This is a genomic window from Luteimonas sp. A501 (genome assembly GCF_054052085.1).
On sequence record NZ_JBSVRI010000001.1, the window covers coordinates 341334 to 355445 of the forward strand.

General features: G+C 69.5%; 10 protein-coding genes. 8 read left to right on the forward strand and 2 right to left on the reverse strand.

All coding sequences use genetic code 11. From position 1 onward, the window contains the following. Positions 1-66 precede the first annotated feature (66 nt). The 4 genes from ACW7G5_RS01520 to ACW7G5_RS01535 all read left to right on the forward strand — a co-directional run bounded on the left by ACW7G5_RS01520 (position 67) and on the right by ACW7G5_RS01535 (position 4533). A complete protein-coding gene (locus ACW7G5_RS01520) occupies positions 67-495 on the forward strand; it encodes a hypothetical protein (protein WP_457002804.1) in 429 nt (142 codons plus the stop codon). 142 nt (positions 496-637) lie between these two features. After that, positions 638-1813: a phosphoglycerate kinase gene (locus ACW7G5_RS01525; protein WP_457001218.1), complete on the forward strand. Its 1176-nt coding sequence runs from the start codon at positions 638-640 to the stop codon at positions 1811-1813. 108 nt (positions 1814-1921) lie between these two features. Beyond that, positions 1922-3388: a pyruvate kinase gene (gene pyk, locus ACW7G5_RS01530; RefSeq protein ID WP_457001220.1), complete on the forward strand. Its 1467-nt coding sequence runs from the start codon at positions 1922-1924 to the stop codon at positions 3386-3388. Between the two features lie 137 nt (positions 3389-3525). Further along, positions 3526-4533: a class I fructose-bisphosphate aldolase gene (locus tag ACW7G5_RS01535; protein WP_457001222.1), complete on the forward strand. Its 1008-nt coding sequence runs from the start codon at positions 3526-3528 to the stop codon at positions 4531-4533. A gap of 140 nt (positions 4534-4673) precedes the next feature. On the opposite strand, the gene cysK is transcribed toward ACW7G5_RS01535, so the two are convergent. Then, positions 4674-5630, reverse strand: coding sequence for a cysteine synthase A (gene cysK / locus ACW7G5_RS01540; protein WP_457001223.1), 957 nt, complete (start codon positions 5628-5630; stop codon positions 4674-4676). 193 nt (positions 5631-5823) lie between these two features. On the opposite strand from cysK, the gene ACW7G5_RS01545 reads away from it, so the two are divergent. The 4 genes from ACW7G5_RS01545 to ACW7G5_RS01560 all read left to right on the forward strand — a co-directional run bounded on the left by ACW7G5_RS01545 (position 5824) and on the right by ACW7G5_RS01560 (position 12376). Beyond that, positions 5824-6924: an efflux RND transporter periplasmic adaptor subunit gene (locus ACW7G5_RS01545; protein ID WP_457001225.1), complete on the forward strand. Its 1101-nt coding sequence runs from the start codon at positions 5824-5826 to the stop codon at positions 6922-6924. Between the two features lie 3 nt (positions 6925-6927). Next, positions 6928-10071 (forward strand): efflux RND transporter permease subunit, encoded by a 3144-nt coding sequence (locus ACW7G5_RS01550; protein ID WP_457001227.1) that lies wholly within the window; start codon positions 6928-6930, stop codon positions 10069-10071. Positions 10072-10191: 120 nt separating this feature from the next. Further along, positions 10192-11631 carry an alanine/glycine:cation symporter family protein gene (locus ACW7G5_RS01555; RefSeq protein WP_457001228.1) on the forward strand — a complete coding sequence of 480 codons (1440 nt, stop codon included), beginning with the start codon at positions 10192-10194 and terminating at the stop codon, positions 11629-11631. Continuing rightward, entirely contained in the window at positions 11531-12376 is an 846-nt protein-coding gene (locus ACW7G5_RS01560) for a TrmH family RNA methyltransferase (protein WP_457002806.1), read from the forward strand. Before ACW7G5_RS01555 ends, ACW7G5_RS01560 begins: the two co-directional genes overlap by 101 nt. A gap of 209 nt (positions 12377-12585) precedes the next feature. Here ACW7G5_RS01560 and ACW7G5_RS01565 read toward each other — a convergent pair whose 3' ends face one another. Continuing rightward, positions 12586-13980, reverse strand: a complete 1395-nt coding sequence (locus tag ACW7G5_RS01565; RefSeq protein WP_457002808.1) for a M28 family peptidase — start codon at positions 13978-13980, stop codon at positions 12586-12588. Between the last annotated feature and the right edge of the window lie 132 nt (positions 13981-14112).

Here is a 14112-nt window from a genome sequence, read left to right on the forward strand (position 1 = left end):
GAGAAGCAAGCAATGCATGACAGCATGCGAGTGATCGCCGCCGCGGCGATGATCGTGGGCGTCGGCCTGTTCGCGGCCGGGGACGCCGATGCCCGTCGCGGTTCGAAGGCCAAGGAAGCGCCGGCCTGGATGAATGCCGAGGGCGAAGTGACCGATTCGGCCGCGGTGGAGGCAGGCTATGGCGAAACCGTCACCGGTCTCGGTGACTGGGAAGGAGAAATCACCGGGAAGCCGGCGCCGGACACCAGGTTCACCCAGCTGGAGATCGGCATGCCGATGAAGCAGGTGACCGACATCATCGGCCAGCCGACCGATCAGGGCGTCTACATCACCGGCAAGGCGTTCATTCCGTTCTACTTCGGCTCCGACCGGCACCGCTACGAGATGGCCTACAAGGGCCAGGGCCGGCTGGTCTTTGCCGGCAAGGGCTGGGACAGCGGCGGTAACCTGATCTGGATCATCCACAACAAGGACGACTCCGGATACCGCGAGTAAGCGTACGCAGCACCGAGGTATCCAAGGGCCCCGCTTGAAGCGGGGCCTTTCTTTTGGTTCCTCTCCTGATCGAGGGCACGAGTTTGAATCCCGCGCCGCCCACGCCGACAATGGCGCCCCCTGAACTCTGGCCGCAATCCCCATGCCCATCCTCCGCATGACCGACCTCGACCTTGCCGGCAAGCGCGTGCTGGTCCGCCAGGACCTCAACGTGCCGGTGGCCGACGGTCGCGTGACGTCCGACCAGCGCATCCTCGCGTCGCTGCCGACGCTGAAGGCGCTGCTCGATGCCGGCGCCGCGGTGATGGTGATGTCGCACCTCGGCCGGCCGACGGAAGGCAGCTGGAGCGAGGCCGATTCGCTGGCGCCGGTGGCGGCGCGACTGTCGGAGCTGCTGGGCCGCGAGGTGCCGCTGCTGCGGGATTACCTCGACGGCGTCGAGGTCGCGCCCGGCCAGCTGGTGCTGCTGGAGAACTGCCGCATGAACGCCGGCGAGAAGGCCGACGACGATGCCCTGTCGAAGCGCTACGCCGCGCTGTGCCACGTCTTCGTCATGGACGCCTTCGGCACCGCGCACCGCGCCCAGGCGTCCACCCACGGTGTGATCCGCCACGCCGCGCAGGCCGCGGGCGGTCCGCTGCTGATGGCCGAGATCGACGCCCTGGGCAAGGCGCTCAAGGAGCCAGCGCGTCCGATGCTGGCGATCGTGGCCGGCTCCAAGGTCTCGACCAAGCTCGAGCTGCTGTCGTCGCTGGTCGGCAAGGTCGACCAGCTGATCGTCGGCGGCGGCATCGCCAACACCTTCATCGCCGCCATGGGGCACGGTGTCGGCAGCTCGCTGCACGAAGCCGACCTCATCGACACCGCGAAGCAGATCATGGCCGACGCCCGCGCCCGCGGCGCCGACATCCCGGTGCCGACCGACGTGGTGGTGGCGCCGGCCTTCGCCGCCGACGCACCGGCGACGGTCAAGGCGGTGGATGCCATCGCCGAGGGCGAAATGGTGCTCGACATCGGCCCCGAAACCGCCGCGCGCTATGCGGAGATGATCGCTTCGGCCGGCACCGTGGTCTGGAACGGGCCGGTGGGCGTGTTCGAGTTCGACGCCTTCGGCAAGGGCACCGAAACGCTGGCGCGCGCGATCGCGGCGTCGAAGGCGTTCTCGATCGCCGGCGGCGGCGACACCCTGGCCGCGGTCGACAAGTACGGCATCGCCGACGGCGTGTCCTACATCTCCACCGGCGGCGGCGCCTTCCTCGAGTTCCTTGAAGGCAAGGCGCTGCCGGCGGTCGTGGCGCTGGAGCAGCGCGGCGGCTGACTGGAAACGGCCCGGCGGACCGGCCCGGGCCGAAGCGCGGCATCCGATCGCCATGTGGCTCGGCTAGCATTGGGGTCCGTTCCCGAATCGCCCAGCGCAAGGCCCAGCATGTCCGAATACCGCCGCGGTACCCGCATCCTCGCCACGTTGGGTCCCGCAAGCGATGCGCCGGGCGTGCTCGACGCGCTCGTGCGCGCGGGCGTCAACGCGGTGCGGCTGAACTTCTCTCACGGTGTGCCGGCCGATCATGTGCGGCGCGCGCAGGAGGTCCGCGAGGCCGCGGCGCGGGCCGGGGTCGAGGTCGGCATCCTTGCCGACCTGCCGGGTCCCAAGATCCGCATCGACCGCTTCGAGGGTGGTCGCGTGCAGCTTGGCGCGGGCGATCGCTTCGAACTGTATGCCCGCGAAAACGCGCCTCCGGGCGGCGTCGGCGGCGTCGGCGTCAGCTACCTCGGGCTGCCGGGCGACGTGGCCGAGGGCGATGTGCTGCTGCTCGATGACGGGATGGTGCAGCTGCGCGTGCTGTCGGTCGAGGGCGACACCATCGCCACCACCGTGCTCAACGACGGCGTGCTCTCCGATCGCAAGGGCCTGAACAAGCAAGGCGGCGGCCTGTCCCTGGGTGCGATCACCGAACTCGACCGCGAGCTGATCAAGGTCGCGGCCGACATCGGCGTCGACTTCATCGCCGTGTCCTTCTGCCGCACCGCCGACGACATGCACGAGGCGCGTCGGGTCGCGCACAGCCACGGCTGCGATGCCGCCCTGGTGTCGAAGATCGAGCGCGCCGAGGCGATCGAGAACCTGGCCGAGATCATCGACGCCAGCGACGTGGTCATGGTCGCGCGCGGTGACCTTGGCGTTGAAATCGGCGACGCCGAGCTTCCGGGCATCCAGAAGAAGATCATCCGCGAAACCCTGGCCCGCAACCGGGTGGTGATCACAGCCACCCAGATGCTGCAGTCGATGGTGGAAAGCCCGATGCCGACGCGTGCCGAGGTGCTGGACGTGGCCAACGCCGTGATCGACGGCACCGACGCGGTGATGCTTTCGGCCGAGAGCGCCGCCGGCGCATATCCGGTGGCCGCGGTGGAGGCGATGAGCCGGATCTGCGTCGGCGCCGAGAAGCAGTTCGAACACGACACCGATTTCGAAGCGGCCCAGCGCGGGCTGCAGCGCGCCGACCAGGCGATCGCGATGGGCGCCATGTTCCTCAGCGAGCACATCGGCGTGGCCGCGATCGTGGCCATGACCGAATCAGGCGGCACCGCGCGCTTCCTGTCGCGCTTCCGCTCCAGTGCGCCGATCTATGCGTTCTCGCGCCATGCCGGCGCGCGCAGGCGCATGAGCCTGATGCGCGACGTGTTCCCGATGGCCCACGACAGTCGCGGCCAGGGCGCCCGCGAGGCCGCGCGCGACGCCGTGGGCCTGCTGGTGGCCGCCGGCCTGCTGTCGTCCGGCGACCGCGTGGTGTTCACCAGCGGCGAAGCCATGGAAACCCACGGCGCAACGAACACCCTGCGCCTGCTGCAGGTCGGCGATGACGGCGGCGCCGAGGGCCTCGGCAGCCTGTGACCGCACCCTTCCTGGCTTTGTAGGAGCAGCTATAGCTGCTCCTACAAAGGGGGGCGGCTGTGGCGGCTGCCACGGGGGCGTGCCGGGGGCGACCGGCTATACTGGCCGGCCCTGCCGCCTGCCCGGAGTCCCGAAGAATGAGCATCGAACAGCTTGCCGAAACCGCCCTCGCCATGGTCGCCCCGGGCAAGGGCATCATCGCCATCGACGAGTCCTCCGGCACGATCGCCAAGCGCTTCGCCGGCGTCGGCATCGAGAACACCGAGGAGAACCGCCGCGCCTACCGCGAGCTGCTCCTGACCACGCCGGACCTGTCGGAGTACATCAGCGGCGCGATCCTGTTCGACGAGACCCTGCGCCAGAAGACGAAGGACGGCGTGCCCTTCGCCCAGTACATGACCGAGAACGGCATGATCCCGGGCATCAAGGTCGACAAGGGCACGCATGCCCTGGCCGGTTTCCCGGGTGAAGTCGTGACCGAAGGCCTCGACGGCCTGCGCTCGCGCCTGGAGGAGTACTACAAGCTCGGCGCCCGCTTCGCCAAGTGGCGCGCGGTGATCAACATCGGCGACGACGTGCCCTCGGGCACCTGCATCGAGGCCAACGCCCACGCCCTGGCGCGCTATGCCGCGCTTTGCCAGGAGCAGGGCCTGGTGCCGATGGTCGAGCCGGAAGTGCTGATCGACGGCAACCACGACATCGAGACCTGCTACGAAGTCAGCGAGGTCACCCTGCGCGCGCTGTTCGACGCCTTGTACAACCAGAACGTGGCCCTCGAGGGCACGATCCTGAAGGCCTCGATGGTGCTGCCGGGCAAGGACAGCGGTGAGCTGGCGCCGGTGGAAGAGGTCGCCGAAGCCACCCTGATGTGCCTGAAGTCGGCGGTGCCGGCGATCCTCCCGGGCATCGTGTTCCTGTCCGGCGGCCAGTCCGACGAGGACGCCACCGCGCACCTGGACGCCATGAACCGCATGGGCCCGAACCCGTGGCCGCTGTCGTTCTCCTACGGCCGTGCCATGCAGTCGGCCGCGCTGAAGCTGTGGTCGCAGGACCTGGTCGGCAACTACGACAAGGCACAGGCCACCGTGTACGAGCGCGCCAAGGCCAACGGCCTGGCGGCGCTGGGGCAGTGGTCGCGCGGCTGATCGCGTTATCGGCGCGTGTCCGCGCCATCACGCACGAAAAAGGGCGGCCATGGCCGCCCTTTTTCATGGTCACGAATCAGCAGCAGTGTGTAGGAGCAGCTATAGCTGCTCCTGCACAGGCGGGAGACTGCGGCCGGGAATCAGGGCAACCCGGCCAGCCACTCGTCGTCGCTGCCCTCGGCGACGCCCTCGAACAGCGGGGTCGAGAAGTAGCGCTCTCCGGTATCCGGCAGCATCGCCAGGATCACCGCGCCTTCCTCGGCATCCTTCGCCACGTCCAGTGCCGCGGCGACGGTCGCCCCGGCCGAGATGCCTGCGAAAATCCCTTCCTCCGCCGCCAGCTTGCGCGCGGTGGCGATGGCAACGTCGTCGGCCACGGACAGCACGCGGTCGGCGGCTTCGCGGTTGAGCACTTCGGGAATGAAGTCCGGGGTCCAGCCCTGGATCTTGTGGGGGGTGAAGTCGGCACCCTGGAGCATGGCGGCCACGGCCGGCTCCGCGGCCACGACTTCGACCCCGGGCCGGGCCAGCTTGAGCATTTCGCCCACGCCGGTGAGGGTTCCGCCCGTGCCCCAGCCGCTGACGAAATGATCCAGGCGGCGGCCTGCGAAGTCCTGCAGGATCTCGGCGGCCGTGGTGTTGCGGTGGTACGCCGGGTTGGCCGGGTTGGCGAACTGGTCGGCCAGGAACCAGCCGTGTTCGTCGGCCAGTTCCTTCGCCTTGCGCACCATGCCGGTGCCGCGCTCGGCGGCCGGGGTCAGGATCACCTTGGCGCCATAGGCGCGCATCAGCTTGCGGCGTTCGACCGAGAAGCTCTCGGCCATGGTGGCCACGAACTTGTAGCCACGCGCGGCGCAGACCATAGCCAGGGCCACGCCGGTGTTGCCGGAGGTGGCTTCGACCACGGTGTCGCCGGGCTTCAGCAGCCCGCGCTGCTCGGCGTCGAGGATGATGGCAAGCGCCAGCCGGTCCTTGACCGAGCCGCCGGGGTTGAAGGATTCGACCTTCGCATACAGCGTCACCCCTTGGGGCGCGATGCGGTTCAGGCGCACGACGGGCGTGCCGCCGATGGTGTCGAGGATGTTTTCGTGGATCATGGCGTCGTCCTGGGTTTGTGGGAGGGACGTGTCCCCGGGTCCGTCCGCGGGGCAGGGCCAGAGTGCGCCGTAACGCACGAGGGCGCCACCGGTTGACCGGAACGGCGCATTCCGCGCACGGGCCTCATGGCATACGTCGCCGACACACGGGGTCGATAGAATGCACGGCTTCCCTTTGCCGCTGCTGCCCACGATGTCCGACGCCCCCATTTTCCGCTCCGGCCCAAAGGCCTGTTGCGCCATCCTGCTTGCCCTGGTCCTCGCGGCCTGCGGCGCGGAGGGCGAGGCAGACAGCCAGGGCGGTGGCCCGCCCGCGGTGGTGGTGACGACCGCGGCGGTGTCCACCCGGCCTTTCAACGACCGCATCCGCGCGTTGGGCACGGTGAAGGCGCGCGAAGCGGTGGAAGTGACCGCCAAGGTCAGCGAAACCGTGGACCGGGTGCATTTCGAAAGCGGCGACGTGGTGGCCGCCGGCGCGCCGCTGGTCACGCTCAGCGGCGAACAGCAGCAGGCGTCGCTGGCCGCGGCCCGTGCCACCGCCAAAGAGGCCGACAGCATGCTGAAGCGCCAGCAGGAACTCGCCGCGCAGCAGCTGATCGCGCGCGCAACGCTGGACACCCAGCGCGCCACGCGCGACAGCGCGCTGGCCCAGGTGCGGCAGATCGAAGCCAACCTCAGCGACCGCGTGGTCCGCGCGCCATTCGCCGGCGTGCTTGGCGTGCGTCAGGTCAGCCCCGGCGCCCTGATCACGCCCGGGACCGTGGTCGCGACCCTCGACGACCTGTCATCGGTCTACGTGGACTTCCCGGTGCCCGAGGCCCACCTGTCGCACGTGGCCACCGGCCAGCGCATCACCGGCACCAGCACCGCCTGGCGCGGCCGCGGCTTCGAGGGCGTGGTCAGCAACGTCGGTTCGCGCGTGGATGCGACCAGCCGTGCCTTCAGCGTGCGCGCCGATTTCGCGAATCCCGAACACCTGCTGCGTCCGGGCATGCTGATGCAGATCGAGCTCGAGCGCACCGAGCGCGAGGCGCTGCTGATCCCCGAGATCGCCGTGGTCCAGGTGGGCCGCGAGTCCTTCGTCTATCGCGTGCGGCCCGACGCCACCGTCGAACAGGTCGTGGTCATGATCGGCTCGCGTGCCGGCGGCATGGCCGAGATCGTCTCCGGCCTCGAGCCCGGCGAGCGCATCGTCGTCGACGGCACCGGCAAGCTGCGCGACGGCAGCGCGATCGTCGAAGCCGGGCCCGGCGAAGTGGATACCAGCGAAGCCGGCGGACCGGGCGAGGGCTGAGCCATGATGCTGTCCGACCTCTCCATCCGCCGCCCCGTCTTCGCGACGGTGATGAGCCTGCTATTGATGGTCATCGGGGTGATGGCGTTTTCGCGCCTGACCCTGCGCGAGCTGCCGGCGATCGATCCGCCGATCGTCTCGGTGGACGTCAACTATCCCGGCGCGTCCGCGGCGGTGGTCGAGACACGCATCACCCAGGTGCTGGAGGACGCCCTTTCGGGCATCGAAGGCATCGAGATCATCCAGTCGCGCAGCCGCAACGGGCGCTCGTCGGTGACCCTGGAATTCACGCTGAACCGCGACATCGAGGCCGCGGCCAACGACGTCCGCGACGCCATCAGCGGCGTCGCCGACCGCATGCCGGACGAGGCCGACCCGCCCGAGGTCGAAAAGGCCGACAGCGATTCCGACACCATCATCTGGCTCAACATGAGCTCGGCGACGATGGACACGCTGGAGTTGTCCGACTACGCCGACCGCTACATCGTCGACCGCCTGTCGAGCCTGGACGGCGTGGCCCAGGTGCGGATCGGCGGCCGCCAGCGCTATGCGATGCGCGTGTGGCTGGACAGCGCGGCGATGGCCGCGCGCGGCATCACCCCCAACGACATCGAGTCGGCACTGCGCGCCGAGAACGTCGAGCTGCCCGCCGGGCGCATCGAGTCCGGCAGCCGCGACTTCACGCTCCGCGTCGAGCGCAGCTACGTCGAACCGCAGGACTTCGCCGCGATGCCGCTGCGCAAGGGCGCCGACGGCTACGTGGTGCGCCTGGGCGACGTGGCCGAGATCGAGCTGTCCTCCGCCGAGCGGCGCGCGTATTACCACAGCAACGGCCAGCCCAATATCGGCCTGGGCATCGTCAAGACCTCGACCGCCAACGCGCTGGACGTGACCCGCTTGGCGCGCGCGGCCGCGGTGGAAATCCAGAAGTCGCTGCCCGAGGGCACCAGCATCTTCGTTGCCTACGACGATACGGTGTTCATCGAGGAGTCGATCAAGCGCGTCTACTGGACGCTGATCGAGGCGATGGCCCTGGTGCTGGTGGTGATCTGGCTGTTCCTGGGCAGCTTCCGCGCGGCGCTGATCCCGGCGGTGACGGTGCCGGTCTGCCTGCTGGCGGCCTTCATCCCGCTGCTGCTGTTCGGCTACTCGATCAACCTGCTGACGCTCCTGGCCCTGGTGCTGGCGATCGGCCTGGTGGTGGACGACGCGATCGTGGTGCTGGAGAACATCCAGCGCCGCGTGGACCTGGGCGAGCCGCGGCTGGTCGCATCGCAGCGCGGCACAAAGCAGGTGGCGTTCGCGGTGATCGCGACCACTACGGTGCTGGTGGCGGTGTTCCTGCCGGTGGGCTTCATGGAGGGCAACACCGGCCGCCTGTTCCGCGAACTGTCGGTGGCGCTGGCCGGTGCGGTGGCGCTGTCGGCCTTCGTCGCGCTGACGCTGACGCCGATGATGGCCTCGAAGATGGTGCGCCCGCACAGCGAGGAGAAGTCGAACCCGGTCAACCGCTGGTTCAATGCGCGCCTGGGCGCGGTCACCGGTGCCTACGGGCGCGCGCTGGCGTGGATGGCGGACCAGCGGCCGCGCCGGGTGCTGGCGGGGATGCTGCTGGTGATGCTGGCCTGCCTGGCCGGGTCCTGGGGCCTGTCGCGCGTGGTGCCTTCGGAGCTGGCGCCGGCCGAGGACCGCGGTTCGTTCTTCGTCTCGATCGTCGGGCCCGAGGGCGCCGGCTTCGACTACACCGTGCAGCAGGTGCAGGAGGTCGAGAAGGTGTTCGCCAAGCGGGTGGCCGAGGAAGGCAGCGCGATCCGTCGCTACAACACCCGCGCGCCGGGCGGCTGGGGAGCGAGCGAGGAGATGCATACCGGCAACGTGATCGTATTCCTCGAGGACTGGGACAAGCGCGGGCAGAGCACGGCCGAGGTCGCCGACTCGCTGCGCTCCGAACTCGGCACCCTGAGCGGCGTGCAGGCGCAGCCGCGCGTGGGCGGCGGTCTCGTGGGCAGCCGCGGGCAACCGATCCAGATGGTGCTCGGTGGGCCGGAGTACGAGGAAATCTCGGGGTGGCGCGACCTGGTGATGCAGCGCATGGAGGCGCATCCGGGCTTCTTCTCGGTCGACTCCGATTACAAGGAAACGCGGCCGCAGATGCGCGTGAACATCGACCGCGTGCGCGCCGCCGACCTCGGCGTGAGCGTCACCGACATCGGCCGCGCGCTGGAAACCATGATGGGCGGCCGCCGCGTCACCACCTTCGTCCAGGAGGGCGAGGAGTACGACGTGCTGGTGCAGGCCGGCCGCGCCGGCCGCGCCGAGCCGGCTGACCTGGCCGCGATCGAAGTCCGTGCGCGCAGCGGCGAGCTGGTGCCGCTGTCCAACCTGGTGACGCTGTCTGAACTCGCCGAGGCGGGCAGCCTCAACCGCTTCAACCGGATGCGTGCGATCACCGTCACCGCCGGCCTTGCGCCGGGCTATCCGATGGGCGATGCGCTGGCCTTCCTCGAAGACGTCGTGCGCACCGAGCTTCCCGACTACGCCCAGGTGGACTGGAAGGGCGAGTCGCGCGAGTTCACCAAGGCCGGCGGCGCGGTGCTGCTGACCTTCACCCTGGCGCTGCTGGTGGTCTACCTGGTGATGGCGGCGCAGTTCGAAAGCTTCGTGCATCCCTTCGTGATCATGCTGACGGTGCCGCTGGCGGTGCTGGGCGCGCTGCTCGGGCTGGCATTGACGGGCGGCACGATCAATCTCTTCAGCCAGATCGGCGTGGTGATGCTGATCGGCCTGGCGGCCAAGAACGGGATCCTGATCGTCGAGTTCGCCAACCAGCTGCGCGACGAGGGGCGCAACATTGGCCAGGCCATCGTCGAGTCGGCGACCGTGCGCCTGCGCCCGATCCTGATGACCGCGATCGCCACCGCGGCCGGCGCCCTGCCGCTGGTGCTGGCAGGTGGCCCCGGTTCGGCCAGCCGCGCCACCATCGGCGTGGTGATCATCGCGGGCGTGGCGTTCTCCACGCTGCTGTCGCTGTTCGTGGTGCCGGCCCTGTACACCTTGTTCGCACCGTTCACGAGCTCGCCGGAAGCGGTGGCACAGGAGCTCGAGAAGCAGCAGCGCGAAGTGCCGAGCGTGGGCGGACACGCCTGAGCCACCGGCCGCGTTCGCGCGGCCGGTTCGCATTTGCCCGCTGATCGTGGAGAATCGGGCCGGTTCCGGCCAAGGTGAACATGGCGCCGGTGCATCGCGATCCACCACCGGAGCCAGCACTTGGACGAGATCCTCAACACCTTGAACGGCCTGATCTGGAGCAAGGCGCTGATCGCGCTGTGCTTGGGCGCGGGCCTGTACTTCTCCATCCGTACCCGCTTCATGCAGCTGCGCAGCGTGCCCGAGATGATCCGCCTGCTGCTGTCGGGCAAGTCGTCGGAAGCCGGCGTGTCTTCGTTCCAGGCACTGGCGATGTCGCTGTCGGGGCGGGTGGGTATCGGCAACATCGCAGGCGTCGCGACCGCGATCGCCTTCGGTGGCCCGGGTGCGGTGTTCTGGATGTGGGTGATGGCTTTCCTCGGCGCGTCGACGTCCTTCGTGGAGTCGACGCTTGCGCAGATCTACAAGGAGAAGGACGACGAAGGCCGCTACCGCGGCGGCCCGGCGTACTACATCGAAAAGGCGATGGGGCAGAAGTGGTACGCGTGGCTGTTCGCGGTCGTCACCATCGTTGCCGCAGGGTTCTTCCTGCCGGGCGTCCAGGCCAACGGCATCGCTTCGGGCATGGAGAATGCCTGGGGTATCGCGCCTTCGGTGACCGCCACGGGCGTCGTGCTGGCGTTGGGCTTCATCATCTTCGGCGGCGTCAAGCGCATCGCGCGCTTCGCCGAAGTAGTGGTGCCGTTCATGGCCCTGGCCTACATGCTGGTGGCCTTCGTGGTCATGGTGCTCAACGCCGAACAGGTGCCGGAGATGTTCAGGCTGATCTTCCGCAGCGCCTTCGGCATGGAGGCGGGCTTCGGCGCGATGCTCGGCCTGGCGGTGGAGTGGGGCGTGAAGCGCGGCATCTATTCGAACGAAGCCGGGCAGGGCACCGGCCCGCACGCCGCCGCCGCTGCCGAGGTCTCGCACCCGGCCAAGCAGGGTTACGTGCAGGCGTTTTCGATCTACGTCGATACGCTGCTGGTGTGTTCCGCCACGGCGTTCATGATCCTCTCCACCGGCATGTACAACGTCGGCATGCCCGACGGCGCGATGCTGGTCGAGGCGCTGCCCGGCATCGAGGCCGGGCCGGGCTTCGCGCAGGCGGCGGTGGAGTCGGTGCTGCCCGGCTACGGCGCGGGCTTCGTGGCGCTGGCGCTGCTGTTCTTCGCCTTCACCACGATCGTCGCCTACTACTACATGGCCGAAACCAATATCGCCTACATCAACCGGAAGGTGCATCGCCCGTGGATGACGCTGGTGCTGCGCGTGGCCATCCTGCTCGCCGTGATCGTGGGCGCGGTGCGTTCCGCGGGCGCGGCCTGGACGCTGGGTGACATCGGCGTGGGGCTGATGGCCTGGCTCAACATCGTCGCGATCCTGATCCTGCAGAAGCCGGCGCTGCTGGCGCTGCGCGATTACGAGCGGCAGAAGAAGCAGGGCCTGGACCCGACCTTCGACCCGGAGTCGCTGGGCATCCGCAACGCCGCCTTCTGGGTGCGCGGGAAGAAGGACTGACATGGCGAAGGCCGGTGGCAACGACGAGGTCCGCCTGCATGGCCTGAACGCCGTGCAGGCGGTGTTCGCACGCCGCCCGGCGGCGATCCGCAAGCTGTACCTGGCCGAGGCGCTGATCCCGCGCCTGCAGCCGCTGCTGAAGTGGTGCGTGGCCAACCGCGTCGGCTACCGCGTGGTGGATGAAGACGACCTGCGCAAGCTCGCGGCCAGCAGCCACCACGAGGGCGTGGTCGCCGACGTGCTGCGCGAAGCGCCGGTCGCGCTGACTACGTGGCTGCAGGACGTGGGCGAAGGCCCGGTCTGCGCGCTGTGGCTGGACGGCGTCGGCAACCCGCACAACCTGGGCGCGATCCTGCGTTCGGCGGCGAACTTCGGTGCCACGGTGTTCCTGCCCAAGCACTCCCCGCTGCAGCTGTCGGGCGCTGCCGCGCGGGTGGCCGAGGGCGGTGCGGAAGCGGTGCCGCTGGTGCGCCTGGGCCGCGAGGACAACGCCATCGCCCAGCTGCGCGGCGCCGGCTTCACGCTGGCCGCAACCGTGGTGCGTGGCGGTGGTGACGTCTTCGCCACCGAGCTGCCGCCACGGCTGGTCTATGTGCTGGGCGCCGAGAGCGAAGGCATGTCCGAGGCGCTGGCCGATGCCTGCGACCTGCGCGTCTCCATCCCAGGCACGGGCGCCGTCGAAAGCCTCAACGTCTCCGCCGCTACCGCGGTGCTGCTCGCCCGTTGGTGGCAGGCGCGCGACTGAGGTTTCCCGGAGGGGTGGGGCCGGGAAAAGCTTTTGCCACGGATTTGCACGGATCGGCCGCGGATTTACACGGATCAGGCCGAAGCAAGGTCGCTGCCGGAAACCGTTCCCGAAACAAAAGTCGGCCAGAGCGTGATGCGGATGCTTGCCTTGGCCTGATCCGCGTAAATCCGCGTAAATCCGTGGCAAAAAAGCCCTTTGCCGTCAGGTCACGGCGTCACGGCCGGCGCGCTGCCGAAATCTCCTTCCGCATCCGCCGCCAGGTACGCGAACACCGCATACGCTGCGGCGTTCTGCGCCAGCGCCGCCGGGTCGATCTTGTCCAGGGTGTCGTCCGGCGTGTGGTGCAGGTCGAAGTAGTCGGTGCCGTCCTGGCCGAGCCAGGCCCAGGTGGCGCCGGCGCCGGAGATGCCGATCACGTCGGGACCGGGGCCGCCTTCGTCGGAGCGCTCGATGCCCAGCGGCGCGAGTGCCTCGGCGATGCGGGCCTCGGCGGCTTCGGCGTGGGCCGGCGCGCCGGTGTTGAAGGCGTAGATGCGGCCGGCGCCGAAGTCGCTCTCGGCGACCAACTGGTGGCGCGCGACGTCGGCGCCGTGCTTCTCCGCGTAGGCGAACCCGCCGAGCAGGCCCTGCTCCTCGTTGGCGAAGGCGACCACGCGGATGCTGCGTGCCGGGCGCCGTTCGAGCGCCGCGATGTGCACCGCCGCCGCCATGGTGATGCCGACGCCGGCGGCGTCGTCGACCGCGCCGGTGCCGAGGTCCCAGGAGTCGAGGTGCGCGCCGATCAGCACCACCTCGTCCGGGCGACTGGCGCCGGTCATCTCGCCGATCACGTTCTGCGAGGTGTATTCGCCGTCCCAGCCGCAGTCCAGGGCCAGGCTGATGCGCACCGGACCGCGCTTGAGCAGGCGCGTGAGCTGGTCGGCGTCGGGTACCGACAGCGCCGCGGCCGGTACCGGTTCCAGGCCATCGTCAAAGCGGGTGATGCCGGTGTGCGGGTTGCGGTGCGAGTCGGTGCCGGCCGAACGCATGATGAAGCCGATGGCGCCGGCGCGGATCGCCTCCGACGGACCGCGGCTGCGCACGCGCGAACCCGGGCCGTAGCCGCTGCCGTCGCGGGCGCGCTCCATGCGATAGTCGACGAAGGCGATTTTTCCGGCCAGCGACCCTGCCGGAGCCGCTTCCAGCTCCGCCAGGCCGGCGAAGCGCACGATTTCGCCCTCGACCGTGCCGCCGGGACTGCCGCCGAGCGCGGTCAGGGCCAGCGGCTGGGCGTTGGCGCCCAGGACCGCGGCGTGCTCACTGCGGCGCACCCACTTCGGGAACGTGACCGGCTCGGTCCAGACGCGGTCGAAGCCGAGCTCGGTGAACTTCGCCTTCGCCCACTCCACCGCGCGCGCATCGGCCTCGCTGCCGGCCAGGCGCGGGCCGATCTCGGTGGTCAGCGATTCGGTGATGTCCCAGGCGAGCGGGCTTGCCAGCGCGGCCTCGCGCAGTCGTGCCGCCGTCGCCATGGACGCGTCGGGAATGCGGGTTTCAACCGACGGCGACGTGGCGGTCGGGGCCGCGCCATCGGCGGCGATGGCGGCGGTGGCCGGGATCATGGACGCGGCGATCGCCACGGTGAGCAACATCGGGACCAGGCGCATGACGCTCCGCTGCACTGAAAGGACGAAGCCGCGAGCTTAACAAGCTGCGGCTCCGTGTCGATGTGCGTGAAGTCCTGCCCGGTGGGC

What these genes read in the sequence shown, in the direction of transcription:
- ACW7G5_RS01525 (WP_457001218.1), top strand. Translation starts at nt 638, where the DNA reads ATGCCCATCCTCCGCATGACCGACCTCGACCTTGCCGGCAAGCGCGTG.
- pyk (WP_457001220.1), top strand. Translation starts at nt 1,922, where the DNA reads ATGTCCGAATACCGCCGCGGTACCCGCATCCTCGCCACGTTGGGTCCC.
- ACW7G5_RS01535 (WP_457001222.1), top strand. Translation starts at nt 3,526, where the DNA reads ATGAGCATCGAACAGCTTGCCGAAACCGCCCTCGCCATGGTCGCCCCG.
- cysK (WP_457001223.1), bottom strand. Translation starts at nt 5,630, where the DNA reads ATGATCCACGAAAACATCCTCGACACCATCGGCGGCACGCCCGTCGTG.
- ACW7G5_RS01545 (WP_457001225.1), top strand. Translation starts at nt 5,824, where the DNA reads ATGTCCGACGCCCCCATTTTCCGCTCCGGCCCAAAGGCCTGTTGCGCC.
- ACW7G5_RS01550 (WP_457001227.1), top strand. Translation starts at nt 6,928, where the DNA reads ATGATGCTGTCCGACCTCTCCATCCGCCGCCCCGTCTTCGCGACGGTG.
- ACW7G5_RS01565 (WP_457002808.1), bottom strand. Translation starts at nt 13,980, where the DNA reads ATGATCCCGGCCACCGCCGCCATCGCCGCCGATGGCGCGGCCCCGACC.